Source organism: Rhodanobacter sp. KK11, from assembly GCF_033345435.1.
Classification (GTDB): domain Bacteria; phylum Pseudomonadota; class Gammaproteobacteria; order Xanthomonadales; family Rhodanobacteraceae; genus Rhodanobacter.
Window position 1 is genome coordinate 542,437 of the sequence record NZ_JAWPMI010000005.1, and the last position, 25,582, is coordinate 568,018.

Below are 25,582 nucleotides of genomic sequence, written 5' to 3' on the forward strand. Positions count from 1 at the left end.
GGGGTGGCGTGCCCGTGGCCGGGCGCGGAAGGCGGTGGCCGCCGACTTTAGCGGCAGCGCAGGCACTTTCCAAACCGCGCAGGATCGTGCGCTCAGGCCGCGCGCAGGTCGCGCAGCTGCCACGCCGCGCCGATCAGCAGGTACAACCGGTGGCGCACCACGCTCATCGGCAGGTCGGTGATCAGGTCCACGTCGGTGCGCAGGTCGGCGACCCGGGCCTGCACCTGCGCGGCCGGATCGGTCGCGCCGAGGCTGGCGTCGACTGCATCCGGGTCGGGCTGCGCCGCACGCCAGCGCCGGAACAGGTCGTCCTCGCGCAATGCCTGCTGCAGCGCCGTGGCGAAATCGTTCGGGCCGGCGCCGTCGTAGGCGAAACGCGGATCGTCGCCGCGGGCGTGGCCGAGATCGGCGATCGACAGGTAGTAGTGGTTGCGGGCCATGACGCCTCCGGAGTGCGGACAGGCGCCTATCGCAGCACGCCGCGCGTGAAGTTCAGTCCAACGCCGTCACTGCCGCGCGCAGATGGCCGGCGGCCTGCGCCGGCGCCAGGCCGTGCGGCAGCACGCCCAGGCATGGCGCCGGCAACAGCCGGCACAGCGTGGCCACATTCTCCTCCAGCGCATCCATCGCCGGGTCGACGCAGTTGCCGATCCAGCCGAGCAGGCGGCAGCCGTCGGCCACGATCGCGCGCGCGCTGAGCTGGGCATGGTTGAGGCAACCCAGCCGCAGGCCCACCACCAGGATCACCGGCAGTTGCCACTGCCTGGCGATGTCCGAAGCGAACAGCCCCGGCGCCAGCGGCACCAGCCAGCCGCCGACGCCCTCGACCACCACCGTGCCGTGCGTCGCCTGCAGTCGCGCGAAGGCCTCGCGCAGCGGCGATAGCGTGATCGTCACGCCGTCGTGCGCCGCCGCCAGGTGCGGCGACAGCGGCTCGCGCAGCGCCACCGGGTTGACCTGCGCATATGGCAGGCCCGCGTCGCCGCTCGCCGCCAGCAGCGCCAGCGCATCGTCGTTGCGCAGGCCGTCGGGCGTTTCCACGCAGCCGCTGGCCACCGGCTTCATGCCGCAGGCATTGCGACCCGCCGCGCGCAGCGCGTGCAGCAGCGTGCACGCCGCGTGGGTCTTGCCGATGCCGGTGTCGGTGCCGGCGACGAACACGGCGCGGCTCATGCGCGCCGCCACGACGTCACCGTTTCCCTTCCCACGATCTTCATGACTTGAGTCCTCGTTCGGCACTGTGCGTCAGGCGCGGGGACCCGCGCCGGCGCCGTAGCGTAGCAAGCCATGACGAACGGCATACGGCAGCGGCCCGTTTAGGAAATTCTTAGGAAATCCGCAGCGAAGTTTTAGGAAACGCGCGCACGGCGCCTGCCTAGACTGGCCAACCTCGACGCGCTGCACGACGCAGCGCCGTCATTCCCCCACCCGACTACGGCAGGCCACCATGCACCACTCATCCCACCGATCCGCCGCGGCTGCGCCCGCGCCCGTCCGCTACAACATGTACGGCTTCATCCACAAGGCGCTGCGCGCCTTCATGGCCGACACCCTGCTGCGGCTGGGCCGCATGGACCTCGCCGATGCCCGCGAAGTCGACGCCACCTTGCAGCAGGTGCGCGAACTGCTGCAGTTCTGCCGCGTGCACCTGGACGACGAGAACCGCTTCGTGCACCCCGCACTGGAAGCGTGCGAGCCGGGCTCGGCGGCGCGCATCGCCGGCGAGCACGTGCACCACGAGGAGGACATCGCGCTGCTGCTCGAACAGGTCGATGCGCTGGAGCAGCTGCGCGTGGACGACGCCGCCGGCGAGGCCGCCAACAACCTCTACCGCTGGTTCGCGCTGTTCGTCGGCGAGAATTTCCAGCACATGGACTACGAGGAGCGTGAGCACAACGCGGTGCTGTGGGCGCACTACAGCGACGCGCAGCTGCAGGCGATCGAGGGCGCGCTGGTCGCCTCGCTGCCGCCGCAGGCCAGTGCGCTCGGGTTGCGCTGGATGCTGCCTTCGCTCAACCACGCCGAGCGCCTGCAGCTGCTGGGCGGCATCCGCGCGAACGCCCCCGACCACGTGTTCGGCGGCGCGCTGGCGCTGGCCCGCGCCCACCTGGACGAACAGGACTGGCGCAAGTTGTCCGCCGCGCTGGCACTGCCGGCGGCACAGGCCGCCTAGGACCGCGTGCCCGCAGGCACGTCGACCAGCTGCAGCGGCCGCGCCACGCACAGGCGGAAGCGGCCGCGCCCGGTCTTCTCGATGCGCACGCAGGCTTCGCGCTCGAGCAGCCGCCGCTGCAGCAGGATCAGCCGCGCCTCCAGGTTGTCGCTGATGTCCGGCAGGCGGATGCGCGGGTCCAGCCGCAGCTCGCGGTTGGCGAAGCTGCTGCGGCCAGCCTCGTGCTCCCGCAGCAGCGTCCACAGGATCGCGCCGGCCACGCCCTTGATCAGGTAGTCGTCGCCGAAGAACACGCTGTCGTTCTCGGCATAGTGGCGTACCGTCACCGGCGGCCCGGTCACGCGGCGGCGACGCTCCTGCGCCGGTGGTGGCTCGGCCGCGCTCTCGGCCGCATCACGGAACTGGTTGATCGCCAGGCCAAGCTGCGCGGCGAGGGTGACCAGCGCGTCCTCGTCGTCGTAACCGAAGCGCAGGTCCTGCGGGCTCTCCACGTACAGCACGCCGAGCAGGCGCCGGCCGGCACTGATCGGAACCGCCAGCTGGCTGCGCGACTCGGCCAGCCCCGGCGGCGGGATCGCGGTTTCCAGCCGCTCCGCCTCGCCGCCCTGCGCCACCGCCTCGCGGATCGCGCGGCCGTACGCGTACTCGCTGGTCATGTGGGCGATGCGGATCGGCGTGCCCTCGCGCGCGGCCACGCCGATCACGCCCTCGCCCAGCAGGATCTCCGAGCCGATGCCGGACTGCTCGTAGCCGCAGCTGGCCAGGGTGAACAGCTTGCGCCCGCCGCCGTCGAGCAGCAGCACCATCGCGTGGCGTATCTCGAAGTCCTCGCGCAGCGCGGCGAGCATGGCTTCCAGCAGGCTCTCCAGATCGCCGGCCGCGGCCAGCCGCTGCGAGCCGTGCCGCGTCGCCGCCAGCAGGTTGCGCCGCGGCGGCGAAGACGGCAGCGGCCGGCCCGGCACCTGCTCGATCGCCTGCACGCGGTAGACGTCCGAACCCCTCAGGCGGAACACCCCGCCCATGCCGATGTGCGAGGCGATCCCGGCCAGCTTGGCGCGCATGCGTTCGAACAGCGGCCCCTCGGTCTCGGTGCGCAGGTAGTGCAGCGACAGCCGGTACATCGCCGCGGTCTGCGGGTGGATCAGCAGCAGCCGCGCCTGCGGGTTGGCCAGGATGTTCTGCCGGGTCTTGTTGAAGAACTGGAACGACAGCGCCAGGTGGCTGCCGTCGAGGTACTCGATCTGCGACAGGTAGGCCACGTTCGGCGTGCCGTCCGGCGCGCAGGTGGCCATCACGCCGGGGATGCTGCCGTCGAGGCATTCGCGGATCGCGTCCAGGTTCACGGCGCCGGCTCCAGCGGGCGGCCGGCGTCGGGGCCGGGGGTCTGCACGAACGCCGCCGCGGGGGTGAACGACACCACGCCGAGCGTGGCGTCGTCGCCGGCCAGCAGTGCCCGCGCCATCGCCTCGCTGATGCCGATGCTGCCCAGCTCGGCCACCATCGCCTCGCGATACGCCGCCACCCGCGCCGCGTCCGCCGGTCGCGCCCGCGCGACGCTGGCGCCCTCGCCCTTGAGCTGCAGCGAGCGGTGCGTGCTCGGACTGGTGAACACCACCGCGATGCGCCCGTTGCGGCGGATGTCGTCGAACAGCGCCTGCGCCTGGGTCGCCTGCACGAACAACTGTACCCGGCGGCGGTCGCGGCTCACCCGACAGCCCTGCGCGCGCACCAGCTCCGGCACGTTCGCCGCGTTGCGCGCGGCCACGATGATCGACGCCGCGCCCTCGATGAAGCGGGCGTGTTCGGCATCGAGCACCACGGCAGGTAGCGGCGCCATCCTCAGCCCATGCCGTGGCGGCGACGGAAGCGGGCGACGAGCGGCCCGATCAGGAACATCAGCGCATAAAGGAAGCCCGGCAACGCCCACAGCGGCGCCGGCGCCGACAGCGGCAGCAGCAGCGCCAGCGCCGCCGAGGCCAGGCCAAGCACGGTCGGCACCATCCACACCAGCTGCTCGCACTGCGCTTCCAGCGGCGAGGCCGCCACGCGGCGCGCGCGCTGGGCCGCATGGCGGAACAGCAGCACAAGCGTGCCGGCCATGCAGGTGAAGGCGAAGCCGTAGACCACCAGCAGCACGCGTACCTCGCCGGCACTGGCCAGGGTAAACCGGCTGGGCAATCGCCCGCCGCTGAAGGCGTTGAACAGACTGGCGAACATCATGTGCAGCGGGTACACGAAGATCAGCGCAAAGAACACCAGCAGCAGCGACAGCCACAGGCCGGTGCCGTCCGCGCTCGGACAGCGGCGCCGCCAGCGCACGTGGCCGTACCAGAAATAGGCGATCATCGAGAAGCACACGGCAAACGCCGGGATGCCGCCGAGCATGTGCAGCAGCGCCTCCGCACTGTCCGGCACCACGTCGCCGCCGATGACCAGCAGGGTCAGCGTGAAGGCGAAGGCGCCGTCCACGAACATGTCCAGTCGCCCCGCGTCGACCCCCTCGCGCTGCTCGGTCAGGCTCATCGCGCATCCCCATGCCGTTGGCTCGGCGCATAATACGTATTTTGTTGCCGGGTGCGTCGCATGTTCGAACTGAAAACCCACGCCTACGCCAGCAAGCGTGAGCACTACGACGACCTGGTGCGGCAGGCGCGCGGCATTCTCGCTGGCGAACGCGACTTGATCGCGAACGCGGCGAACTTCAGCGCGCTGGTCTACCACAGCCTGCCGCAGGTGAACTGGGCCGGCTTCTACCTGTACGACGGCCACGAGCTGGTGGTCGGCCCGTTCCAGGGCAAGCCGGCGTGCATCCGCATCGCGCTCGGCAAGGGCGTGTGCGGTACCGCCGCGCAGACACGTCAGACCCAGCTGGTGCGCGACGTCAACGCGTTCGCCGGGCACATCGCCTGCGACGCCGCCTCGCAGTCGGAGATCGTCGTACCGCTGGTGAAGGCCGACGGCAGCCTGCTCGGCGTGTGGGACGTGGACAGCCCGGTCACCGACCGCTTCGACGAGGAGGACCGCGCCGGCATGGAAGCGCTGTGCGCGGCGTTCATGGCCTCGGTCGACGGATGATCGACCTCGACACCCTTGTCGTAGGAGCACGCTCGCGGGCGACGCTCTTCGCCGGGATGACCAGACGTTCGTCTGTTGGGAGCCAGGATTCGCAAAAGCAGAGCATCGCCCGCGAGCGGGCTCCTGCACGTTAGCCTTCGCGATCCTGGTGCACGCCGTCGCGCGGCTGCCGCAACAGCGCCGCCACTGCCTGCCGCGCCTCGTCCACGCCGGTGCCGGCGGTGGAGGAGAACATCTGCGCGGTGGCGTGCAGGCCGTCGGGAAAGCTCTTGCGCATCGCCGCCAGCGCCTGCGCGGCCTGGTTGCGCGAGAGCTTGTCGGCCTTGGTCAGCAGCAGGTGGCAGGGCAGGCCGCTGGCGAAGCAGAAGTCCAGCATCATCCGGTCGAACTCCTTCAGCGGATGGCGGATGTCGGCGATCAGCACCACGCCGCGCAGGCTGCGGCGCTGGTGCAGGTAGCGGTCGATCTCCTGCCGCCAGTGCTCGCGCATTTCCAGCGGCACCTTGGCGTAGCCATAGCCGGGCAGGTCGATCAGACGCAGGTCCTGCGCCGACCCACCGGTGGTTGCGGCAGGCGGTCGCTCCTGCGCATCCTGCGCCCGCGACACTGGCACATCCCTGTACGGCGGCAGGCTGAACGCGACCATCTGCTGGGTGCGGCCGGGGGTCTTGGAAGTACGCGCCAGGCCCCTGTGCCCGGTCAGGGCGTTCAGCGCGCTGGACTTGCCGGCATTCGAGCGGCCAGCGAACGCCACTTCGGCGCCCTGGTCGGCGGGAAGCTGGCTGACGCGGTGGGCGGCGAGCACGAATTGCGCGCCCTGCAGGGGATTGGGCATGGGAATGGTTTGACCAAGGTAGGGTGGCACGGGATAATTCTGAGGTTTCTGCCTGTTGCAGGCCGCGCGGCCGCGATCCCAAGGCAGTGTTCGCAAGTCTCTCGGGAGTCAAGTGTATGAGTTTTCGGTCCGCTGGTTTTCGACCCACGGTTCTCGGGCCTGCCCTGGCCCTCGGGCTGGCGCTGTCCGCCGGCGCCGTGATGGCACAAGACGCCCAGCCGGAGACTGCCGCGCCAGCCGCCGCCAGCACCGCGGCGGCACCGGCTGCCGCGCCGGCGACGACCGCCGCCACGGCGGCGGTGAAGCCGGGCGACGCCACTGCCGGCCAGGCCAAGGCCGCCGTCTGCGGCGCCTGCCACGGCATGGACGGCAATTCCGCCGATGCGCAATACCCGAAACTGGCCGGCCAGAGCGAGCAGTACATCGTGCGCCAGCTGACCAGCTTCAAGGCCGGCAAGCGGCAGAACCCGATCATGATGGGCATGGCCGCGCCGCTGTCCGAGCAGGACATGCACGACCTCGGCGCCTACTTCGCCAGCAAGACCGCGCTGCCCGGCGTGGCCGACCAGGCCCTGGTCGAGCACGGCCAGACGCTGTTCCGCCAGGGCGACGCCACGCGCGACATCCCGGCCTGCATGGCCTGTCACAGCATCGACGGCCGCGGCAATCCGGGCGCGATGTACCCGCAGCTGACCAGCCAGCACGCGCAGTACATCGAGGCCACGCTGAAGGCCTGGCATGACGGCACCAGCTGGGGCGACGATGCCCACTCGCAGGTGATGCCGGCGATCGCCAAGCAGCTGAGCGCCGACGACATCGCCGCCCTGGCCAGCTACATCGAGGGCCTGCACAGCGCCGGCAGCCAGCCGACCAGCGCGCCCTGACCGGACCCGCGCCGACCGCAGCGTCGGCGCGGTCGTCTTGCGTTCCGCCTTTTCGAGGTATGCCATGCTGAAGCGTCTGCTGTTCCTGTGTGCCGCCCTGCTCGCGCTCGCCGCCTGCAGCCATGACAGCAACACCGGCAGCGCCGCCCAACCGGCCGCCACTCCCGCCACCAGCAGCAGTGCCGAAGCCGCGTCGCCGGCCAGCCCCGCGAGCAGCGCCGCAGCGGCCGCCGCCGACAGCGTGGCGCCTGCCGCCGCCGACACGACTGCCGCCGCACCGGCTGCGACCGCCCCCGCCGAGGAGTCCGCCCCGGTCGCTGCCGCCACGCCGTTCGTGGACGACGGCAAGTGGGTCGAAGGCAAGCACTACTTCCTGATCGACCCGGCGCAGCCGACCAGCCATCCGGGCAAGATCGAGGTGACCGAGGTGTTCTCCTACGGTTGCCCGGCCTGCAACGGCTTCCATGCCACCGCCGACCAGATCGCCAGGAGCCTGCCGCCGAACGCGGTGATGAATTACCTGGCCGCCTCGTTCCGACCGGACGAGAACTGGCCGATGTACCAGCGCGCGTTCTACGCGGCGCAGGCGCTGGGCCTGGACGGCAAGACCCACGACGCGATGTTCGACGCGGTGTGGAAGAGCGGCGAGCTGTCCACCTACAACCTGAAGTCCAGCGGGCTGAAGCCGCATTCGGCATGGCCGACGATCGAGGACGTGGCGCAGTTCTACGCCAAGTACGGCGTCGACCCGAAGGAATTCGTCGGCGTCGCCAACTCGTTCACGGTCAACACGCGGATGAAGCGTGCCGACGAGCTGATGAAGGCCTATGGCGTGGAAAGCACGCCGACCATGGTCGTCAACGGCAAGTACCGCTTCACGGCGGGCTCCGCCGGCGGCTACGCGCAGTCGGTCGAGCTGACCCAGTGGTTGGTGGCCAAGGAAGCCGCCGGCAAGTAGGCTGGTCCGGTCAGTCCGGCCCGCACGGCGCCCCCACCGCCTCCCCGCGAAGAGAGCCACCATGTTCAAGCGATTCGCCCACCTGCGCGTGCTCACCCTGCTTGCCGGCCTGTTGCTGGCCAGCGCCTGCACCGCGCAGTCCGGCGCACCGGCGCCGTACACCGAAGGCAACGAATACGTCACCCTGCCTGCCCCGTACCAGCGCTACAGCGACGAGGGCAAGGTGGAAGTAGCCGAGGTGTTCTCCTATGGCTGCATCCACTGCGCGCAGTTCGCGCCGGTGGCCGAGAAGCTGCGCCAGCAGTTGCCGGCCGGGGTGACGTTCGAGCTGGTGCCGGCGCCGTTCAGCGCCGAGTGGCTGCCGTACGCGCGGGCGTATTACGCGGCGAAGCAGCTGGGCGTGGTCGAGCGCACCCACCTGCAACTGTTCGACGCCAAGTTCGTCCAGCACTACCCGATCAACTCGATGGACGAACTGGCCGATTTCTACGCCCGCGAGGGCGTCGACCGCGCCGCCTTCCTGCGCATCGCCACCTCGGCCGAGGCCACCGCCAAGCTGAAGGCGGATCTCGCGCTGATCCAGAAATGGCAGGTGGACGGCACCCCGACCATCGTGGTCAACGGCAAGTACCGCGTGGCCGCGGTGCATTCGTACGACGAGATGGTTGCGGTGACGCAATGGCTGGTCAAGCGCGAGCTGGCCGGCAAATAGGCGCCATTCGCGGCGCCGGGCAGCCCGGCTGGCGCGCCGTTCATGTCCGATGGATCATGCTGGGCGCTGGGCCGGCGCCTGAGCGTGCGTGCCGGCGTTCCCTTCCCGTGTAGTGTGTTGCCATGAACCGCGCCGCCACCCTCCAAGCCGCCCCTGCCGAGCGCCGCCTGCGCCTGCTGAGCTGCAACATCCTGGCCGGCGCCAGCGTGCAGCGCTACAGCGAGTACGTCACCCGCAGCCTCAACGCGGTGCTGCCCGGGCGCAGCAAGATGGACAACCTCGACCGCCTGGCCGAGGTACTGGCGCAGTTCGACGTGATCGGCCTGCAGGAGGCCGATGCCGGCAGCCTGCGCTCGGGCTTCCTCAACCAGACCCGCTACCTCGCCGAGACCGCCGGCCTGCCGTTCTGGAGCCACCAGCCGAACCGCGCGATGGCCAAGCTGGCGCACTCGGCGAACGGCCTGATCAGCCGGCTGGAGCCGCACACGGTGCTGGACTACCCGCTGCCCAGCCGGATTCCCGGCCGCGGCGCGCTGCTGGCCCAGTTCGGCGAGGGCGACAACGCGCTGGCGGTGATGATCGCGCACCTGTCGCTGAGCGCACCGGCGCGTGCACGCCAGCTCGGCTTCATCGCCGAACTGCTGCAGGACTTCCCGCATGCGGTGCTGATGGGCGACCTCAACACCGAACCCGGCAGCAGCGAGATGCGGCAGCTGTTCGCCAAGTCCACCCTGCAGCCGCCAGCGCAGCCGACGCCGACCTTCCCCAGCTGGAAGCCGCGGCGTGCGCTGGACCACATCCTCACCTCGCCGGCGATCAAGCTGGAAAAGACCTGGGCGCTGCCGCAGGCGTTCTCCGACCACCTGCCGCTGGCGGCGGAGATCAGCCTGCCGGCGGCCGTCGGCGGCAAGGCCGAGGCCGAGGTCGAGCCCGGGCACCGGCCTCGATGAATCCACCGGCATGGAAGCGGACGCTGCCATGGCTGGCGCTGCTGGCGGTGGCGCTGGCCGCGGCCTGGTTGCGCTACGGCCTGGTCGAATCCAGCGCCATCGGCCAGCTGTGCAGCGCCGGCGGCCCGTGGTGGTGCCAGTGGCGGCACTGGCTGGTGCTCGGCTTCCTCAACGACGTCTACGGCATCGCTGCGCTCATCGCGACCGCGCTGGCGCTGCTGCACCGGCGCGCCTGGACCGCCTGGCTGGCCGCCGCGCTCGGCGCCTTCGCGCTGTGGCTGTACTGCGTGGAAAGCGGCGCGCTGGCGCTGCTGGTTGGGGGGTTGTGTCTGTGGCGGGTGGCCGGACAGGCCGGACTGGCGTCGCGTGGCGAGTAAATCTCGCCCCGGTGCCCATCGGCATGAAGGACAGTATTTAATTACCTCCGTCCCCTTGAATTGCTATTTAATTGCCTCCGTCCCCTTTAATTGGCACGAATCATAGGACGATTTCCCCCCTGTGGATTGGGATTTTGCCCTTGCCATGCATCGCAAATCAGATCAGTAACAGGTCGCCGAAGAAACAATGCCGTCATTAACGACCAATTGTAACCCGTAACCATCAAAATCAACGATCACTGGATCATCAACGGACTCGGTGGAATCTATCATGTCAGCCTTGGATTCTAATAAATCTTCGATATCAGCAACTGCCATCCCAACGATATTCTTTCCATGGTATAAAAAGTCAGATTCCGAGCTGATCGATTCAATTGCGTCACCCCGAGCCTCGATTCGCAGCCACCCGTCGATGGACACGTAAGATTCAATATCCAAAAAACCAACGTGTAGGTCATCGGATCTCAAAAATGGCAAGACCGCTTTTGCGCCAACAACAGACCCGCCAATGACAAATGGCCCTAACGACAGCCGAGGAATCCAAACAAGATCAATCATTTCTTTTCCCTCCTCGATCAATGAGGATCAATGGGGACGGAGGTAATTAAGCAACAACCTCGCCTGCATTCGTCTGCCTGCGAACCCGCTGATGCTACTGGCCGACGGGCCGTGTCTGTAGCCCCGCCAAGCGCCGCCCGCGGCACCACTCCACCAGCACCGGCAGCACCAGCAGCAGGTTCAGGCCCAGCCATAGCCACGCCACCGCGGTGAGGCCGGCTTCCTGCACCAGCACCGCCAGCGCGAGCGGCAGCGGCCACAGGGCGAGGAAGCGTTCCTCTGGTGACGGCATCGTCGCCGCGCGGCGCTCGCCCAGCCAGCCGAGCAGGGCGTAGCCCAGGCACGGCAGCCAGAACAGGCCCAGCGGGAAATCGCGGTAGCGGCCGTCGACCGCCAGCAGCAGGCCGTAGTAGGCCAGCGCGAACAGCCAGCCGGCGCGCAGCCAGCGCGGCGGCGGCGCGGAGGCGGCCGTGCCGCTCAGCCGTGCGGCGATCCGGCGCGCCAGCCGCAACGCGGTGAGCAGGGCCAGCGCGCAGGCGGCGAGCGACACCGCCCACTCCCAGCCGTCGCGGCAGGCGTACACCATCTGCCGGTACTGCCACGCCAGCGCGCAGCCGCTGGCCATGCCGGCCAGCACCAGCGCCAGATGGCCGCGCCGACGCCGCTGCCGGCCGCCGGCCAGCACGAACAGCGCGGCACCGGCGGCGCCGGCGAGCCAACCGAGCCACCAGCGCGGCTCCTCGGTCACCGGCCCCTGCATCGCGAACTTCGGCCGCGCCTGCACGTCGAAGATGCCCCAGTAGCCGCCGACGGTGCCTTCCTGCGCGCGCTTCCACGGCTGGTCGAACGCCTCGATCACGTTGTACGGCATGTGCACGGTGGCGGCGTAGCGCAGGAACTCGCGCAGGTAGCGCGCCTCGTTGACCACGCTGGCGCTGGCCGCCTGGCGCGGCCGCCCGGCGCTGGGCCAGCCGGTCTCGCCGATCATCACGCGCCGGCCGGGAAACGCCTGCTGCACCTTCGCGTACACCGCCGCCACGTGCTGCACCGCGCCTTCGGGCGGCACCGGCTGGTCTTCCCAGTACGGCAGGATGTGGATGGTCAGGTAATCCACCGAGCCGGCCAGCTCGGGGTGGCGCAGCCAGAACTCCCACACGTCGGCATAGGTCACCGGCACGTGGACCGCCTCGCGCACCTGGTGCAGATAGCCGGCCAGTTGCGCCGAGGTCCGCTCGCCGCGCAGCAGCACCTCGTTGCCCACGATCACCCCACGCAATACCCGCGGATACTTGTTCGCGGTGGCGATGCCCAGCGCGACCTGTTGCGCGTTCGCCTTCGCGTCGCCGCTCAGCCAGATGCCCAGCAGCACCTTCATGCCGTAGCGCTCGGCGATCGCGGGCACCGCGCTGAGGCCCTGCCCCTGCGAGTAGGTGCGCACGCAGTCGAAGCGCTGCGACAGCGCGCGCAAGTCCGCGTCGATGCGTTCGGGACTGATGTAGGCGTTCGGGTCCAGCGGCGTCTCGCCGGTTTGGCGGAACGGCGCGTAGGAGACGCAGGCGATCCGCGCCGACGGCGCATCCGGCAGCGCCACCGGCCGGCCGATCGCCCACCACCAATACGCCCCGGCCAGCGTCGCCAGCAACAGCACCATCCACGCCAACCCGTTTCGACGAAAAGCGGGCGAAGCTGCTGACGACATGCCGATCCCGGAGCTGCTGAAGATGAAGCGTGCCAGCTTAGCAGGCGCGCCCGCACTCACCGAATCGCGACAAGCCGGCCCGGAGCATCGACTACACTGCCAGTGATCCATTGCAGGAGTTGTCATGTCCGTTTCCGCTTCATCGCGGTGTGTTCCGCTGGCCTGGCTGCTGGTCGCCGGCTGGCTGCTGGCCAGTGCGATGGCGCACGCCGCCGAACCCACCGCCACCCAGCGTGCCGCCTTCAAACAGGCCTATGCCGCCGCCCAGCAAGGCGGCGATGGCTGGCGCAGCCTGGCCAGCGGCCTGCGCGACTACCCGCTGTATCCGTACCTGCAAGCCGCAGCGCTGCAGCACGACATCCAGCAGGTCGATCGCGCCAGCGTCGAGGCGTATCTCGCGCAATACCCGGACTGGATTCCCGCCGCCGACCTGCGCCGCGCGTTCCTGCTGGAACTGGCGCGCCGGCAGGACTGGAGCAGCTTCCTCGCGCTGTACCAGAGCGGCCTCGGCGACACGCTGGCGTGCGACGCGCTGCAGGCGCGCCTGGCCGGCGGCGCCGTGCTGGACTTCGAGCGCGACCTGGCCGCGCTGTGGGTCAAGCCGAACCTGCCCGACGCCTGCGACCCGGTGCTCGCCGCCGCGCACGACCAGGGCCTGCTGACCGAGGCGCGGCTGTGGACGCGGATCGACCGCGCTGCCGACGCCGGCCAGGCCGGCACCATCGCCAGCCTCGCCGGCTGGCTCGCCGAACCCGGCCGCGCCAGCGCGCTGCAGCTGGCGCAGGCGCTGCGCGATCCGGCCGCTGCGCTGAACGCCGCGCGCAGCTGGCCCGACCAGCCGCGTCAGCGCCAGGCCGCCACGCTGGCGCTGACCCGCCAGGCCCGCCGCGACGTCGACGCCGCCGACATCGCCTGGCAGCAGCTGCGGCCTCGCTTCGGCTTCAGCGAGGCCCAGCGCAACCGGATCCTGCAGGCCCTGGCGCTGTACCACGCCACCGATTTCGACGACGGCGCGCTGGCCCGGCTGATCGCGTTGCCCGCCGCCGCGCAGACCGACGCCACCCGCGAATGGCGGGTGCGCGTGGCGCTGGCGCGGCAGGACTGGAACGCGGTGCTGGCCGGCCTCGACGCGATGCCCGCCAGCCAGCAGCAGGACGGCGAATGGCAATACTTCCGCGCCCGCGCGCTGACCGCGCTGGGCCGTGACGGCGAGGCGCGGCGGCTGCTCGACGCCCAGGCCGGCAAACCCAACTTCTACGGCTTCCTCTCCGCCGACCGACTCGACCTGCCGTACGCGATCTGTCCGCTGAGCCTGGCCGGCGATCCGCAGCGCGAACAGGCCCTGCTGGCCAACCCCGGCCTGCTGCGGGCGTTCGAGCTGTACGCAGTGGACCTGCCGAAGCTGGCCCGGCGCGAGTGGACACGCGCCCTGCAGGGCGCCGACCCGGCCACCCAGCGGCTCGCCGCCGACCTGGCCAACCGCCGCGGCTGGTACGACCGCGCGGTGTTCGCCCTGAGCAGCGGCGACGCACTGCGGCTGTACGAGCTGCGCTTCCCGCTGGCCAGCCAGGACGGCCTGGTGCCGCAGGCCGAACAGGCCGGGATCGAGCCGGCCTGGGCCTACGGCATCCTGCGTGCGGAAAGTGCCTGGGTCAGCGACGCGCAATCCGGCGCCGACGCGCGCGGCCTGATGCAGCTGCTGCCGGCCACCGCCGCGCTGGTGGCGAAGCGCAACGGGCTCGACTGGGGCGGTGGCGACACGCTGTACGACCCGGCCACCAACATTGCGCTGGGCACGCGCTACCTGGCACAGATGGCCGCGCGCTTCAACGGTTCGCCGTGGCTGGCCAGCGCCGCCTACAACGCCGGGCCGAACAAGGTCGACCAATGGCTGGCTGCACGCGGCACGCTGGCGCCGGACCTGTTCATCGCCACCATCCCGTACAAGGAAACCCGCGAGTACGTGGCGCGGGTAATGGCGTTCAGCGTGATCTACGATTGGCGCTTGAGCGGTGAGACGGTGGTGCCGCTGGCCACGCGCATGGGCGCCATCGGCCAGCCGTACACACTGCCGACCGCCGCGACGGTACGCCGCACGGTCGCCTGCCCGCCGGCCGTCGAACCGGCCGCAGCGGCCAGTGCGGTATCCGCCACGCCCTGAGTGCAGGGGAGCCTTCGCATGAGCGCACAGCAACTCGTCATCCTCGGCGGCACCGGTTTCGTCGGCAGCCATCTGGTACCGCGCCTGGCCGCCGACGGCCACCGCATCGTGCTGCTCAGCCGCAACCGCGAGCAGCACCGCGAGCTCGGCGTGCTGCCCACGGTCAGCGTGCGCAGCGCCGACATCCACGACGACGACGTGTTGCGTCGGCAGCTGGCCGGTGCCGACGCGGTGATCAACCTGGTCGGCATCCTCAACCCGCACGGCCGGAACAGCTTCCAGCGCGTGCACGTCGAACTCACCCGCCGGCTGATCGCCGCGTGCGAAGCCGGCGGCGTGACGCGCCTGCACCAGATGAGTTCGCTGAAGGCGGGCCAGGGCCTGTCGCAGTACCTGAAGACGCGCGGCGAGGCCGAGGCGCTGGTCAGGGCCTCCGCGCTGGACTGGACGATCTACCAGCCCAGCGTGATCTTCGGCCCCGGCGACGGCCTGGTCAGCCGCTTCGCCAGGCTGCTGCGGCAGCTGCCGGCCTTGCCGCTGGCGCGCGCGCCGTCGCGGATGGCGCCCACCTTCGTCGGCGACGTGGCCGAGGCGATCGCCCGCTGTGTCGATCATCCGACGTTGGGCCAGCGGCGCAGCTTCGAACTGTACGGCCCCGAGGTGCTCACGCTGGGCGAGATCGTGCGCGCGATCCGCGCCGCCGCCGGCCTGCGCACGCCGATCATCGCGCTGCCCGACAGCCTCGGCCGGCTGCAGGCGCAGGTCGCCGAGCTGCTGCCCGGCAAGCCGTTTTCGCTGGACAACTTCCGCTCGCTGCGCACCGACTCGGTCGGCAAGGCGGACGGCTACGCCGCACTCGGCATCGTGCCGCAACCGTTCACGCCGTGGCTGCCGATACTGCTCGGCGAGCCGCCGCGGCAACGCCGGCTGGCCGCGGCGCGTTCGCTGCGGCGCTAAGGATGCCCTGATCTATTCAGCGCAGGCGGCACCGGTTCTGTCTGTTCGCAGATTCGTGGTGCGCGGACGAAGGCAGGCGTCCGCCTGTCGAGGAGGCGCGCCGCGGAGATGCGGACAGACAGAGCCGGCCCCACAGCTCAAAACATAATGATGGGGTGATATCCAGAAGGCCCGCAGGCGGCAGCGCGCGGCTTGCCAAGGCAGCCAGCCTTGCCTGCGCCACGCGCTGCCGCCTGCGAACCTTCTGGATATCATGCCGCCTGCGCTGAATAGATCAGGGCATCCCTAAGGAAGAACCGGCGATTCAGTGCATGCCCAGCAGCAGGCGCAGGCGGTCCAGTTCGGCGCCGTAGCGCGCAGCCAGGGCCGGCTCGTACTGCCAGGGCTGGCGCGTGCGCAACGCGGTGCGCGCCGCCGGCGCCTGCCGGAAGCCGAGGCAGGCCGGGTCGGCTTCAAGCCCGCAGAACGCCAGCAGTCGACGCACCTGGGTCTCCGGATCGGCCAGCGAGGCCTCGTAGTCGTGTTCGAGAAAGCGCTGCGGGAACAACCGCTGCCAGTGCCGGCCGAGCCGCTCGTGGTCGCGCCAGTAGCTGGCGATGTCGTCCAGGTCGTAGCTGAAGTCGTGACCATCGGCGAACAGCTGGCGGTAGCAGGCGAAACAGGTTTCCAGCGCGTCGCGCCGGCAATGCACCACCCGCGCGCCCGGCAGCATCGCCAACGCCACGCCCACCACGCGCCAGTTCATCCGGTTCGCGTCGATGAAGCGCGGCAGGCCGCGGCGCCAGTGCGCGGTGCGCGCCAGGTAATCCTGGCCCAGGCGCGCCCAGTCCGCCGGTGTGGCCGAGCCGATCCACTGCAGCAGCGGCTGCCCGCGCCGGGTCGATTCCTCGCTGATCACCCGCTGCAACTCGGGCGAATCGTCGCCGCCACCCACGTACGGATGCGCGGCCAGGATCTGCCGGACCAGCCCGGCGCCGGCATGCGGCAGCCCCATGAGGAAGATCACCGGCTCGCCCAGTGCGCCATCCGCGGCCCCGGCCAGCGGTTCGGCGAACGCTGCCAGTACGGCCTCGGCGCGCGCGCGCATGCCCGCCGCGTTCCAGTTCAGCTGCCGGCGCCGCCACGCGTTGGCCTTGCGCAGGGCGCGGAACGCCGCATGGTAGTCGCCCTGGTCCTCCAGCGCGCGGGCCAGCGCGAAACCGAGCTGGATGCGTGCGTGCGGCGTCGGCTGCGGCATCTGCAGCGCCTGCTGCAGCCGGACCACGTCGTCCTGGCCGAAATGCTCGGCGTCCAGCGCGGACAGGCCGCCCCAGGCTTCCGGATGGCCGGGTTGGCGCCGCAGCACCTCACGATAGTTCGCGGCCGCCGGGGCCTCGGCGCCGAGGCCGGCCTGCGCCGCGGCCAGCACCAGTCGCGCCGCCAGGTGGTCCGGATCGAGATCCAGCGCACGATGCAGCGCGGTGATCGCTCCGGCCGGACGCCCCTGCAGCTGGAACAGCCGACCCAGGTTGAACCACGCCGGCGCGAAGTCGGGGGCCAGTTCGCAGGCCTGCTGCAGCGCCGACAGGGCTGCTTCGTTCTCGCCCCGTGACTGCAGCGAAACACCCAGGCCGATGTGCAGCAGGGCGTCGCGTGGAGCCTTCGCCAGCGCCTCGCGCAGGATCGCCACCGCCTGCGCGTGGTCGCCGCGCAGCTGCTGCAGTTGGGCCGACACACGCAGCACCTCGATGTTGTCGGGCGCCAGCGCCAGCACCGCGGCCAGGGCCGCCTCGGCACGAACCAGCTCGCCGCCGGCCATCGCGCCGCTGGCCTCGTCGAGCCGCCGCACCGCCTCCGCCGACAGGCCTGCGGCGCGATCCCGCAGCAACGGGTGAGCCGGTTTTCCCACCATGCCCGGAAGCCCCCTGTGGCCACCTTTCAACACGAAGCGCCAGCTTACGTGAGGAGGACGCCAGCATAAAGCTGCGCAGCGACTGGCTGGATGCGACCCAATGATCCCGCCATGGCGACGCGTCGCGGCGGTCATCCGCCCGCGCACGCCTGGCGTTGGCCCTTCCGTCGCCGCGCCTGGAATCGACGCATGCCCGCCACACGCCCGCGCGCCGATGCTGGCCGCCGCGCCAGCGACTACCGCCCTGGCTTCCTCGCGCGACTGCGGGGTCTGCACGCCGGCCCGCTGCAGACGGCGTTTCCGCAGGCGCGGCCAGAAGACCTGCGGCTGGCCTGACGGCTAGACTGCGGCTTCAACGGGCGGCAGGGCGGACCAGGACATGGCGAAACTTCGCGTGCACAGCTTCGCGCTCTCCCTCGACGGCTACGGCGCCGGGCCGCGCCAGGATCTCGAGCACCCGCTCGGCGTCGGCGGCCCCGCGCTGATGGAATGGTTCTTCCCCACCCGGCTGTGGCGGCGCATGCAGGGCCAGGACGGCGGCGAGACCGGCGTCGACAACGAACTCGCCGAGCAAGGCTTCGCCGGCATCGGCGCGTGGATCCTCGGGCGCAACATGTTCGGCCCGGTGCGTGGCCCGTGGCCGGACGAGCGCTGGCAGGGCTGGTGGGGCGAGGAGCCGCCCTACCGCACGCCGGTGTTCGTGCTCACCCACCACCCACGCCACAGCCTGCGCATGGCCGGCGGCACCGAGTTCCACTTCGTCACCGACGGCATCGAGGCCGCGCTGCGCCAGGCCCGCGAAGCGGCGGACGGCCTCGACGTGCGCCTCGGCGGCGGCGTGGCCACCGTGCGCGAATACCTGCGCGCCGGCTTGGTCGACGAGCTGCATCTGGCCCTGCGGCCGGTGCTGCTCGGCAGCGGCGAACACCTGCTGGGCGGCCTCGACCTGCCCGCGCTGGGCTATGCCTGCGAGCACCAGCGGATGGGCGAGCGCGCCTGCCACGTTTTCCTGCGCAAGCGCGGATGAGGACCGGCGCGAATCCTCCGGCGCCCCGATGCCGACCGCACGCGTGGGCGGCGGGAGCTGGCGCTCAAGGTGGGCCAGGTGCGCGTCATCCAGACAATATGGTGTCCGCGTTTCAGGGGGAGTGATGCACTGCACCGTAGCCATCCGTCCGCAGCGGACTTCGACGACCGCGCCGATCGAACTCGACGACATTACTGCTGCACACCGTTGCAGTTCTCTCGCCGGGCCGGCTTCCGCCATCGACAGCGGGCCGCTTCGATGAGTGCCGGCCTGGCTCGCTGGGCCAATCGGCTCGGCGTGTTCACTCAGGGATTGATCGCTTGTAGCGGCTGGATCATCGGCATGGCGCTGTGTGCGCTGGCACTGGGCGACGCCGGCAGCGTCGTGTTCCTGCCGCTTCTGCTGGTGATGCCGCTGATGCTGGCAGCGCTCGTCATCCATGAGGGCGGGCACTATCTGGCGGCACGCTCTGCCGGCATGACCGTATTGCGCATGGGCATCGGCCGCGTCGAACTGATGCCGCGACGACGTGGCTGGCGTATTCGCTGGACCGCGCGGGGCAAGATCAAGGCTGCCGGCTATGTCATCGCCACTCACGATCCCGCTCGTCCGCTGAGGACGCAAAGTATTCGCATGATTGTCGGTGGGCCAGGCGCCAATCTGGTGGCGGCAGTGCTCATTGGCTCGTTGGCACTCCCGTGGCTGCCGCACGCGGTAGCGTGGCTGACGCTGGCTTTCGCGGTGGCAAATGCCACCGTCGGGTTGGCCAATCTGATTCCCAGTACGCGCGGGCTGGGCAGCGACGGGCTGCTGCTGTGGTTGTGGCGCGACCGGCAGCGGGAGCACGGTCCCCAGTTTGCGCATGTCCGATTGCTTGCGCTCACCGTGTCCGGCCTCACCGCGGATCGACTGCCACAAGATCATCTGGCCCAACTCGATGTCCAGCCGGCGCCAATGCCGGTGGTCGCGTTGTGGTACCGCCTGAAAGCTCATCAGAACCTCGGCGAATGGCAGCAGGCGGCTGCCGCACAAGCGGCATTCGAACAGCTTTCGCAGGCCCTGCCACCAGCCATGAAGCGCGACCTCACCGACTTCCTGGCCTGCATCCGCACCGAGTTGGCATTTTCTCGCGCAATGCGGGACAACGACGGCGGCGGCCTGGTCGACGGCCTGCTGCCGAAGCAGGCTACCTGGAGTGCCCCCGTCCTGTGGACCCGATGCCTCGCCCTGCGTGCCCTGCTGGAAGGTGACCGGACGAAAGCTCAGCGCTTGCTCGACGAGGTCCAGCAGTTGGCCGGCCAGTCACTGGACAGGGCGCTTGCACCGAGCGAGGCCTTGATCCGCCAGCGGATGCTGGCCCTGGTGCCGGACGCGCCGGCGCCGCGATCGAACCAACCCGGGTAAACAGCCGGCTTGGGCAAAACCTCAGTGCGACGCGTCGCGTTCGCGCCACACAGTGAGGTGGCGAAGGACAAATGCTGCACTCGCCATGCGACTTCCGATGGCTCTCTGTCGCACTTGATACCCGCGTCACCGCCGCGCCGCGCATGGCAGAATCCCACCATGCATACCTATCTGGTCGGCGGCGCGGTCCGCGACAAACTGCTGCACCGCCCGGTGGTCGACCGTGACCACGTGGTGGTCGGCGCGACGCCGGACGAGCTGCTGGCGCTGGGCTACAAGCCGGTGGGCAAGGACTTTCCGGTGTTCCTGCATCCGGAGACCGGCGAGGAATACGCGCTGGCGCGCACCGAGCGCAAGAGTGGGCGCGGCTACCACGGCTTCGTGTTCCAGGCCGACCCGACGATCACGCTGGAGCAGGACCTGGCCCGGCGCGACCTCACCATCAACGCGATCGCCGAGGACGAGCACGGCGCGCTGACCGACCCGTTCGGCGGCGTGCGCGACCTCGAGGCGCGCGTGCTGCGCCACGTGTCGCCGGCGTTTGCCGAGGACCCGGTGCGGGTGCTGCGGGTGGCGCGCTTTGCTGCGCGCTTTGCACCACTGGGTTTCACGGTGGCCGACGAGACGATGGCGCTGATGCGGCAGATGGTGGCCGACGGTGAGGTCGACCACCTGGTGCCGGAGCGCGTGTGGGCGGAAACGCGCAAGGCGCTGGGCGAGCCGCAGCCGTCGGCCTTCCTGCGCGTGCTGCGCGGGTGCGGTGCACTGGCCGTGCTGTTTCCCGAGGTCGACGCGCTGTACGGCGTGCCGCAGCGCGCCGAGTTCCATCCGGAGATCGACACCGGCGTGCACGTGGAGCTGGTACTGGATGCGGCGGCGCGGCTGGCGCCGGGCAACGACGTGGTGGGCTTCTGCGCGCTGACCCACGACCTCGGCAAGGCACTCACCCCGACCAGCGAACTGCCGCGCCACATCGGTCATGAGCATCGCGGCGTGGCGCCGCTGCGCGCGTTGGCCGCGCGGCTGAAGGTGCCGACCGAACACGCCACGCTGGCCGAGCTGGTCTGCCGCGAGCACCTGAACGTGCACCGTGCGTTCGAGCTGAAGCCGGCCACCGTGCTGAAGCTGCTGGGCGCACTGGACGCACTGCGCCGGCCGGCGCGGCTGGAGCTGTTCCTCGCCGCCTGCGAGGCGGATCAGCGCGGCCGGCTGGGTCACGAGCACGATGATTACCCACAGGCGGATTACCTGCGCGCGGCGCGCGCCGCCGCCGCCGCGGTCGCGTCCGCCGACTTCGTCGCCCGCGGCCTGACCGGCCCGGCGATCGGCCAGGCGATGGAGCAGGCCCGCGTCGAGGCCATCGCCGTGCTGCGGACTAAGCCTTCGCCAAGCGGATCCGCGGTATAAAGCCCGGATGACGACGCCCACCCGGGCACCCGTTGATCCCCCTTTGCTGGAGTTGCCCGTGTCGAGTGCCTTCACCCCGACTTCTTCCTTGCGTCAGCGTTTCCGGCCGCTGTGGTGGCTGGCGATCACCTACCTGGCCATCTCGTTCGCCACCCGCGTGGTGCTGCTGGTGATGTCCGGCAGCGAAGTGCCGCACACGCCGCTGAACCTGCTGTACGCATTCGGCGTGGGGCTGGGCTACGACCTGGTCACTTTCATCTATGTGGCGTGGCCGCTGGTGCTGTTCCTGTGGATCGTGCCGACCCGCTCCGGCCGCGTGGCGCCGCCACTGCGCTGGCTGCTCTACGCCATCGGGCTGACCGCGGCCTGCGCGCTCTGCATCGGCGCCCTGCACCTGATGTATCACGCCAGCCTCAAGCAGAGCTGGCCGGTGCTCGTGCCGTTCCTGTTCGTCTTGCCGCTGGCCGCGTTTACCTACACCTCCAGGGCTGGCCAGGCCATGCTGAACGGCTTCGCCGTGCTGCTGATCTATGGCCTGCTGTTCGTGGCCGCCTCGGAACTGGTGTTCTGGAACGAGTTCAGTGTGCGCTTCAACTTCATCGCGGTGGACTATCTGGTCTACACCACCGAAGTGGTGGGCAACATCCGCGAGTCCTACCCGATCGGCCTGTGGCTGGCGCTGCTGGCCGCCGCCACGCTGGTGGTGTTCGCGCTCAGCCGGCGCGCCCTGCGCGTGCGCGACGACGGCAGCCGCTTCTGGCAGCGCGGCAAGGTGGTGCTGCTGTGGCTGGTGCTGACGGTGGTTTCGGTGGCTGCGGTGAACGGCAGCATGAAGGACCGCACCGGCAACAACTACGTCAACGAACTGGCCGGCAACGGCATCTACCAGTTCTTCAACGCGTTCCGCAGCAGCCATCTCGACTACGCGAAGTTCTACCGCGCGCTGCCCGACGACGAGGCGTTCCGCCGCGTGCGCGAAATGCTGAAGACGCCCGAGGCAACCTACCTCAGCGACGATCCGCGCGACCTCACCCGCGCGATCCGCCGGGTCGGCCCCGAGAAGCGGCTCAACGTGGTGCTGATCAGCGTGGAGAGCCTGTCCGGCGACTACCTGGGCACGTTCGGCAACCAGGACCACGTCACCCCGTACCTCGACTCACTGGTCGGACAGAGCCTGTTCTTCGACAACCTGTACGCGAACGGCACGCGTACGGTGCGCGGGCTGGAGGCGCTGGCGCTGTCGGTGCCGCCCACGCCGGGCGACTCGCTGGTGAAGGCGCACGACAACGAGAACCTGTTCTCGCTGGCCGGCATCTTCAACGACCGCGGCTACCAGTCCGACTTCGTCTACGGCGGTTACGGCCAGTTCGACAACATGAACTACTTCTTCGGCCACAACGGCTATCGGGCGGTGGATCGGCGCGACATCCCCAAGGGCATGCCGATCCACGGCGAGAACGTCTGGGGCGTGGCTGACGAGGATCTGTACACGCTGGCGCTGAACCAGATGGACCAGATCCACACCGAGGGAAAACCCTTTTTCCTGCACGTCATGACCACCTCCAACCACCGGCCGTACACCTTCCCGGAAGGCCGCGTGAAGCAGGCCAACGGCACCCGCCTGGGCGCGGTGGCATACACCGACTGGGCGATCGGCGACTTCATCCGCCGCGCGCGGGAGAAGCCGTATTTCGACGACACCGTGTTCGTGATCACCGCCGACCACTGCGCCTCCAGCGCCGGCAAGACCAGCGTGCCGGTGAACCGCTACCACGTGCCGCTGTGGATCTACGCGCCGAAGCACATCCCGCCGCAGCGCGTGGATCGCCTGATGGGCCAGGTCGACATCGCGCCGACCCTGCTCGGCCTGCTCAACTTCAGCTACCGCTCGCGCTTCTTCGGCTACGACCTGTTCCAGCTGGAACCCGGCCGCGAGCGCGCGTTCCCGGCCACCTACGAGAAGCTCGGCTACCTGCACCACGACGTGCTCACCGTGCTGGAGCCGCAGCGCAAGCTGGAGCAGATGAAGCCGGACTACGCCACTGGCGACGCCGTGCCGCTGCAGCCGCAGGATGAGGAGCAGATCGCCCAGGCAGTGGCCTACTACCAGGTCGCCAGCGAGCTGTTCAAGCGCGGCCAGCTGGTGCGCCGGCCGGAGGATTCGACGCCGGTGGAACCGCTGCCGGCGGGGTCCGCCACGGCACCTGCACCGGCCAGCTCAGTCTCCGTGCCGGCGCGCTGACCACGCTTCCACGCTCGCCAGCACGCTGGCGAGCGACGTGCGCAGCAACAGCAGCGCGATGACGATGCCGACGCCGTCGGCGAGCACGTCCAGCGCATCGGCGTCGCGCGGTGGGTCCAGCCACTGCGCGAACTCGATGAAGATACCGAACGCCAGGCAGCCCAGTGCGGCCCAGCTACGCGAGCGACGTTCGCTGTAGACGTTGCCCCACCAGCCCATCAGGCAGGTGAAGGTGGCGGCGTGCAGCAGCTTGTCGCCGTACGGGAACGCCAGCGTGATGCCCGGATCCGGCGTCAGCGCCATCCACAGCACCCACAGCATGATCGCGCCGCCCAGCACGGACCAGGCGCGATGCCAGCGCAGTCGTGTGGGCGTCTGGACGTTCATCGCGTCGATCAGAGCCGGCCGCCCTGGTCGGCGGCGAGCAGCTCGGCCGGCAGCGGCAGCGCATCAAGGCCGCGCGCCAGCAACATGGCCTGGAAGCGCTCGCCCATCTGCTCGGGCAGCATCAACCGCTTCGCCTGCTGGGCCAGCCGGTAGCGACCGTGCTCGTCGGCGATGTTCGCCTGCTCGCGCTCGAACACGTCCTGCAGGCCGGCGCCGATCAGGAACTGCGCCTGCGGCAGGTAGCCCGCCACGCCGAAGCCGGCGCTGTTGCCGGCCTCGGCCAGCGCGGTGAAGTCGACCGAGGCGGTGAGGTCGTTCAGCCCAGGCAAGTACAGCGGATCGTCGTGCGCGTGGTGGCGGTAGTGCGCCATCAGCGTGCCGTCGTCGCGTTCGGGCAGGTAGTACTCGCGACGCACGTAGCCGTAGTCGACGAACAGCATCAGCCCGGCAACCAGCGCGCCGGCCACCGCCTGGATCCAGTACGGCAGCTGCGGCAGGATCTCCGAGCGGTAGCCGTCGGCGAACTCCACGCCGAGATCGCGCTCGACGTGGCGCACCGCACCGGCCACCAGCGCATCGGCGGGGCGGTCGACGCGGATCAGCCGGCCTTCGCCGTCGAGCGCCACATACTCCTCGTAGACCTCGCCCTGACGCATCGCAAAGCGCGTGGCCGGCAGCGCGTCGATCACCTCGTTGGCGAACAGCACGCCGCGCCAGTCCTGCTCCGGAGGACGGTCCAGCCAGGCCACGCGTGCATTGAGTTCGGTCGGCAGCTTCGCGGCAAGGCGCTCGCGCTGGCGTTCGCGCAGATCGGCGCTGGGCTCCAGAATCAGATAGCGCCGCGGCAGCGTGCCGCTGGCGGCCAGCGCCTGCAGCGCCGCCTCGGCGAACGCGCCGCTGCCGCCACCCAGTTCGAGGAAATCCGCCTGGTCGCCCAGCATCGCCAGCACCGGCTGCACCGCGTTGACCACGCAGCCGGCAAACAGGCCGCCCAGTTCCGGCGCAGTGACGAAATCGCCGGCCGCGCCGAACTTGGTGCGCCCGGCGCTGTAGTAGCCCAGCCCCGGCGCGTACAGACAACGCTCCATGTACTGCGAGAACGGCATCGGCCCGTGCGAGGCGATCTGCTCGCGCAGCAGCTGCAGCAGGCGGTCGGAATGGGCGCGTTCGTCGGCGCTGGGTTCGGGGAGACGGGAAGGCATGACGGTTGCCGGTGATGAAAAACGCGGCAAGCATAGCGGATGCATTTGCCGCCAGGCCTGAAGGAAACGGGCGCGGCGTGCCGCAGGCGACGCGTCCGCCGCGACACGCCGGCAGTCAGCCCGGCATCCACCACGCCGCGATCAGTGCGGCGAAGTAAAGGCCCGCGCCGAAGACGGCATGGGTCGACACGCTGCGCAGGCGCGCCCGATGCGGCGCCGGCGTGTTCGAGGCGGCGAACCCGGCGCCCATGCACGGCTGCATCAGCAGGAACGGAAAGGCCACCGTGGCGAGCCCGAACAGCAGCGCCGGCAGCGGGCTCGGTTGTCGCGCCCATGCGGATCCCGCAAGGGCGACCAGCATCGCCGCGTAAACGATGCCGGTCGCGTAATGGGTGATCCAGCCGATGGCCAGTTCGCCGCGCACCGGTGCGGCGCGGGCCATGCTCCGATGCACGAAGCGGCCACCCGGCATGTGGCCGATCCAGCGGCCGACCATGCGCCAGTCCGGCAAGGGGACACCGAACGCGTACTTCAGCAGGCTCGCCCACAGATCGGTCGCAAGCGTGGCACCACCACCGATCCACACGATCCGTACAGCCAGCTCCCACGCTTCAGACATGCATCGCTACTCCGCTTTTCATGGCAACGCCGACGACAGGCCGGCAAACCGGGAGCCGGGTCAT

26 protein-coding genes are annotated in these 25,582 nt (G+C 70.1%); 14 read left to right on the forward strand and 12 right to left on the reverse strand.

The window, feature by feature from the left end:
* Positions 1-92: 92 nt before the first annotated feature.
* Both R5H19_RS15965 and bioD read right to left on the reverse strand, forming a co-directional pair.
* Positions 93-440: a hypothetical protein gene (locus R5H19_RS15965; protein WP_318160027.1), complete on the reverse strand. Its 348-nt coding sequence runs from the start codon at positions 438-440 to the stop codon at positions 93-95.
* A 52-nt stretch (positions 441-492) separates the two neighbouring features.
* Positions 493-1,173, reverse strand: coding sequence for a dethiobiotin synthase (bioD, locus tag R5H19_RS15970; protein WP_318160028.1), 681 nt, complete (start codon positions 1,171-1,173; stop codon positions 493-495).
* 274 nt (positions 1,174-1,447) lie between these two features.
* On the opposite strand from bioD, the gene R5H19_RS15975 reads away from it, so the two are divergent.
* Positions 1,448-2,173 (forward strand): hemerythrin domain-containing protein, encoded by a 726-nt coding sequence (locus R5H19_RS15975; RefSeq protein ID WP_318160029.1) that lies wholly within the window; start codon positions 1,448-1,450, stop codon positions 2,171-2,173.
* On the opposite strand, the gene R5H19_RS15980 is transcribed toward R5H19_RS15975, so the two are convergent.
* The 3 genes from R5H19_RS15980 to R5H19_RS15990 are packed head-to-tail and all read right to left on the reverse strand — an operon-like array spanning position 2,170 to position 4,696.
* Entirely contained in the window at positions 2,170-3,516 is a 1,347-nt protein-coding gene (locus R5H19_RS15980; RefSeq protein WP_318160030.1) for a GAF domain-containing protein, read from the reverse strand. The genes R5H19_RS15975 and R5H19_RS15980 overlap by 4 nt on opposite strands.
* Positions 3,513-4,010 (reverse strand): hypothetical protein, encoded by a 498-nt coding sequence (locus R5H19_RS15985; protein WP_318160031.1) that lies wholly within the window; start codon positions 4,008-4,010, stop codon positions 3,513-3,515. Before R5H19_RS15985 ends, R5H19_RS15980 begins: the two co-directional genes overlap by 4 nt.
* Positions 4,011-4,012: 2 nt before the next feature.
* The gene (locus tag R5H19_RS15990; RefSeq protein WP_318160032.1) at positions 4,013-4,696 is read right to left on the reverse strand and encodes a TMEM175 family protein; all 684 of its coding nucleotides are present in this window, start codon (positions 4,694-4,696) and stop codon (positions 4,013-4,015) included.
* Between the two features lie 60 nt (positions 4,697-4,756).
* Here R5H19_RS15990 and R5H19_RS15995 point away from each other — a divergent pair, with 60 nt between their 5' ends.
* On the forward strand, positions 4,757-5,248 hold the full coding sequence (locus tag R5H19_RS15995; protein WP_318160033.1) for a GAF domain-containing protein: 492 nt from the start codon (positions 4,757-4,759) through the stop codon (positions 5,246-5,248).
* A gap of 130 nt (positions 5,249-5,378) precedes the next feature.
* Here the strand turns inward: R5H19_RS15995 and R5H19_RS16000 are convergent, their stop codons facing one another.
* Positions 5,379-6,083 carry a GTP-binding protein gene (locus R5H19_RS16000; protein WP_318160034.1) on the reverse strand — a complete coding sequence of 235 codons (705 nt, stop codon included), beginning with the start codon at positions 6,081-6,083 and terminating at the stop codon, positions 5,379-5,381.
* A gap of 116 nt (positions 6,084-6,199) precedes the next feature.
* Between R5H19_RS16000 and R5H19_RS16005 the strand changes: the two genes are divergently transcribed.
* From R5H19_RS16005 to R5H19_RS16025, 5 genes are all read left to right on the forward strand, one after another.
* The gene (locus R5H19_RS16005) at positions 6,200-6,967 is read left to right on the forward strand and encodes a c-type cytochrome (RefSeq protein WP_318160035.1); all 768 of its coding nucleotides are present in this window, start codon (positions 6,200-6,202) and stop codon (positions 6,965-6,967) included.
* A 64-nt stretch (positions 6,968-7,031) separates the two neighbouring features.
* Positions 7,032-7,925, forward strand: a complete 894-nt coding sequence (locus R5H19_RS16010; protein ID WP_318160036.1) for a thiol:disulfide interchange protein DsbA/DsbL — start codon at positions 7,032-7,034, stop codon at positions 7,923-7,925.
* A gap of 61 nt (positions 7,926-7,986) precedes the next feature.
* On the forward strand, positions 7,987-8,637 hold the full coding sequence (locus R5H19_RS16015) for a thiol:disulfide interchange protein DsbA/DsbL (RefSeq protein ID WP_318160037.1): 651 nt from the start codon (positions 7,987-7,989) through the stop codon (positions 8,635-8,637).
* A gap of 122 nt (positions 8,638-8,759) precedes the next feature.
* Positions 8,760-9,587, forward strand: a complete 828-nt coding sequence (locus R5H19_RS16020) for an endonuclease/exonuclease/phosphatase family protein (RefSeq protein WP_318160038.1) — start codon at positions 8,760-8,762, stop codon at positions 9,585-9,587.
* A complete protein-coding gene (locus R5H19_RS16025; protein WP_318160039.1) occupies positions 9,584-9,964 on the forward strand; it encodes a hypothetical protein in 381 nt (126 codons plus the stop codon). The genes R5H19_RS16020 and R5H19_RS16025 overlap by 4 nt, the downstream gene beginning before the upstream one ends.
* A 162-nt stretch (positions 9,965-10,126) precedes the next feature.
* On the opposite strand, the gene R5H19_RS16030 is transcribed toward R5H19_RS16025, so the two are convergent.
* Together R5H19_RS16030 and R5H19_RS16035 are read right to left on the reverse strand one after the other, a co-directional pair.
* Positions 10,127-10,522 carry a hypothetical protein gene (locus tag R5H19_RS16030; protein WP_318160040.1) on the reverse strand — a complete coding sequence of 132 codons (396 nt, stop codon included), beginning with the start codon at positions 10,520-10,522 and terminating at the stop codon, positions 10,127-10,129.
* A 94-nt stretch (positions 10,523-10,616) separates the two neighbouring features.
* Positions 10,617-12,173 (reverse strand): glycoside hydrolase family 17, encoded by a 1,557-nt coding sequence (locus R5H19_RS16035; RefSeq protein WP_318160041.1) that lies wholly within the window; start codon positions 12,171-12,173, stop codon positions 10,617-10,619.
* 172 nt (positions 12,174-12,345) lie between these two features.
* Here R5H19_RS16035 and R5H19_RS16040 point away from each other — a divergent pair, with 172 nt between their 5' ends.
* Together R5H19_RS16040 and R5H19_RS16045 are read left to right on the forward strand one after the other, a co-directional pair.
* Positions 12,346-14,382 carry a transglycosylase SLT domain-containing protein gene (locus tag R5H19_RS16040; protein ID WP_318160042.1) on the forward strand — a complete coding sequence of 679 codons (2,037 nt, stop codon included), beginning with the start codon at positions 12,346-12,348 and terminating at the stop codon, positions 14,380-14,382.
* A gap of 18 nt (positions 14,383-14,400) precedes the next feature.
* Positions 14,401-15,339 carry a complex I NDUFA9 subunit family protein gene (locus tag R5H19_RS16045; protein WP_318160044.1) on the forward strand — a complete coding sequence of 313 codons (939 nt, stop codon included), beginning with the start codon at positions 14,401-14,403 and terminating at the stop codon, positions 15,337-15,339.
* Positions 15,340-15,643: 304 nt separating this feature from the next.
* Here R5H19_RS16045 and R5H19_RS16050 read toward each other — a convergent pair whose 3' ends face one another.
* Complete coding sequence (locus R5H19_RS16050) at positions 15,644-17,230, reverse strand: sulfotransferase (protein WP_318160045.1); 1,587 nt, start codon at positions 17,228-17,230, stop codon at positions 15,644-15,646.
* A gap of 189 nt (positions 17,231-17,419) precedes the next feature.
* On the opposite strand from R5H19_RS16050, the gene R5H19_RS16055 reads away from it, so the two are divergent.
* The 5 genes from R5H19_RS16055 to R5H19_RS16075 all read left to right on the forward strand — a co-directional run bounded on the left by R5H19_RS16055 (position 17,420) and on the right by R5H19_RS16075 (position 23,310).
* On the forward strand, positions 17,420-17,566 hold the full coding sequence (locus R5H19_RS16055; RefSeq protein WP_318160046.1) for a hypothetical protein: 147 nt from the start codon (positions 17,420-17,422) through the stop codon (positions 17,564-17,566).
* A 43-nt stretch (positions 17,567-17,609) separates the two neighbouring features.
* Complete coding sequence (locus R5H19_RS16060) at positions 17,610-18,257, forward strand: dihydrofolate reductase family protein (RefSeq protein ID WP_318160047.1); 648 nt, start codon at positions 17,610-17,612, stop codon at positions 18,255-18,257.
* A 258-nt stretch (positions 18,258-18,515) separates the two neighbouring features.
* Positions 18,516-19,661, forward strand: a complete 1,146-nt coding sequence (locus R5H19_RS16065) for a site-2 protease family protein (protein ID WP_318160048.1) — start codon at positions 18,516-18,518, stop codon at positions 19,659-19,661.
* A gap of 159 nt (positions 19,662-19,820) precedes the next feature.
* The gene (locus R5H19_RS16070; RefSeq protein ID WP_318160049.1) at positions 19,821-21,068 is read left to right on the forward strand and encodes a multifunctional CCA addition/repair protein; all 1,248 of its coding nucleotides are present in this window, start codon (positions 19,821-19,823) and stop codon (positions 21,066-21,068) included.
* A 7-nt stretch (positions 21,069-21,075) separates the two neighbouring features.
* On the forward strand, positions 21,076-23,310 hold the full coding sequence (locus tag R5H19_RS16075; protein WP_318160050.1) for an LTA synthase family protein: 2,235 nt from the start codon (positions 21,076-21,078) through the stop codon (positions 23,308-23,310).
* On the opposite strand, the gene R5H19_RS16080 is transcribed toward R5H19_RS16075, so the two are convergent.
* The 3 genes from R5H19_RS16080 to R5H19_RS16090 form a co-directional block, all read right to left on the reverse strand.
* The gene (locus R5H19_RS16080; RefSeq protein ID WP_318160051.1) at positions 23,287-23,697 is read right to left on the reverse strand and encodes a VanZ family protein; all 411 of its coding nucleotides are present in this window, start codon (positions 23,695-23,697) and stop codon (positions 23,287-23,289) included. The two genes, R5H19_RS16075 and R5H19_RS16080, sit on opposite strands and share 24 nt — an antisense overlap.
* Before the next feature lie 8 nt (positions 23,698-23,705).
* The gene (locus R5H19_RS16085; protein ID WP_318160052.1) at positions 23,706-24,899 is read right to left on the reverse strand and encodes an SAM-dependent methyltransferase; all 1,194 of its coding nucleotides are present in this window, start codon (positions 24,897-24,899) and stop codon (positions 23,706-23,708) included.
* 115 nt (positions 24,900-25,014) lie between these two features.
* Complete coding sequence (locus tag R5H19_RS16090; protein WP_318160053.1) at positions 25,015-25,518, reverse strand: DUF2938 domain-containing protein; 504 nt, start codon at positions 25,516-25,518, stop codon at positions 25,015-25,017.
* Positions 25,519-25,582: the final 64 nt, after the last annotated feature.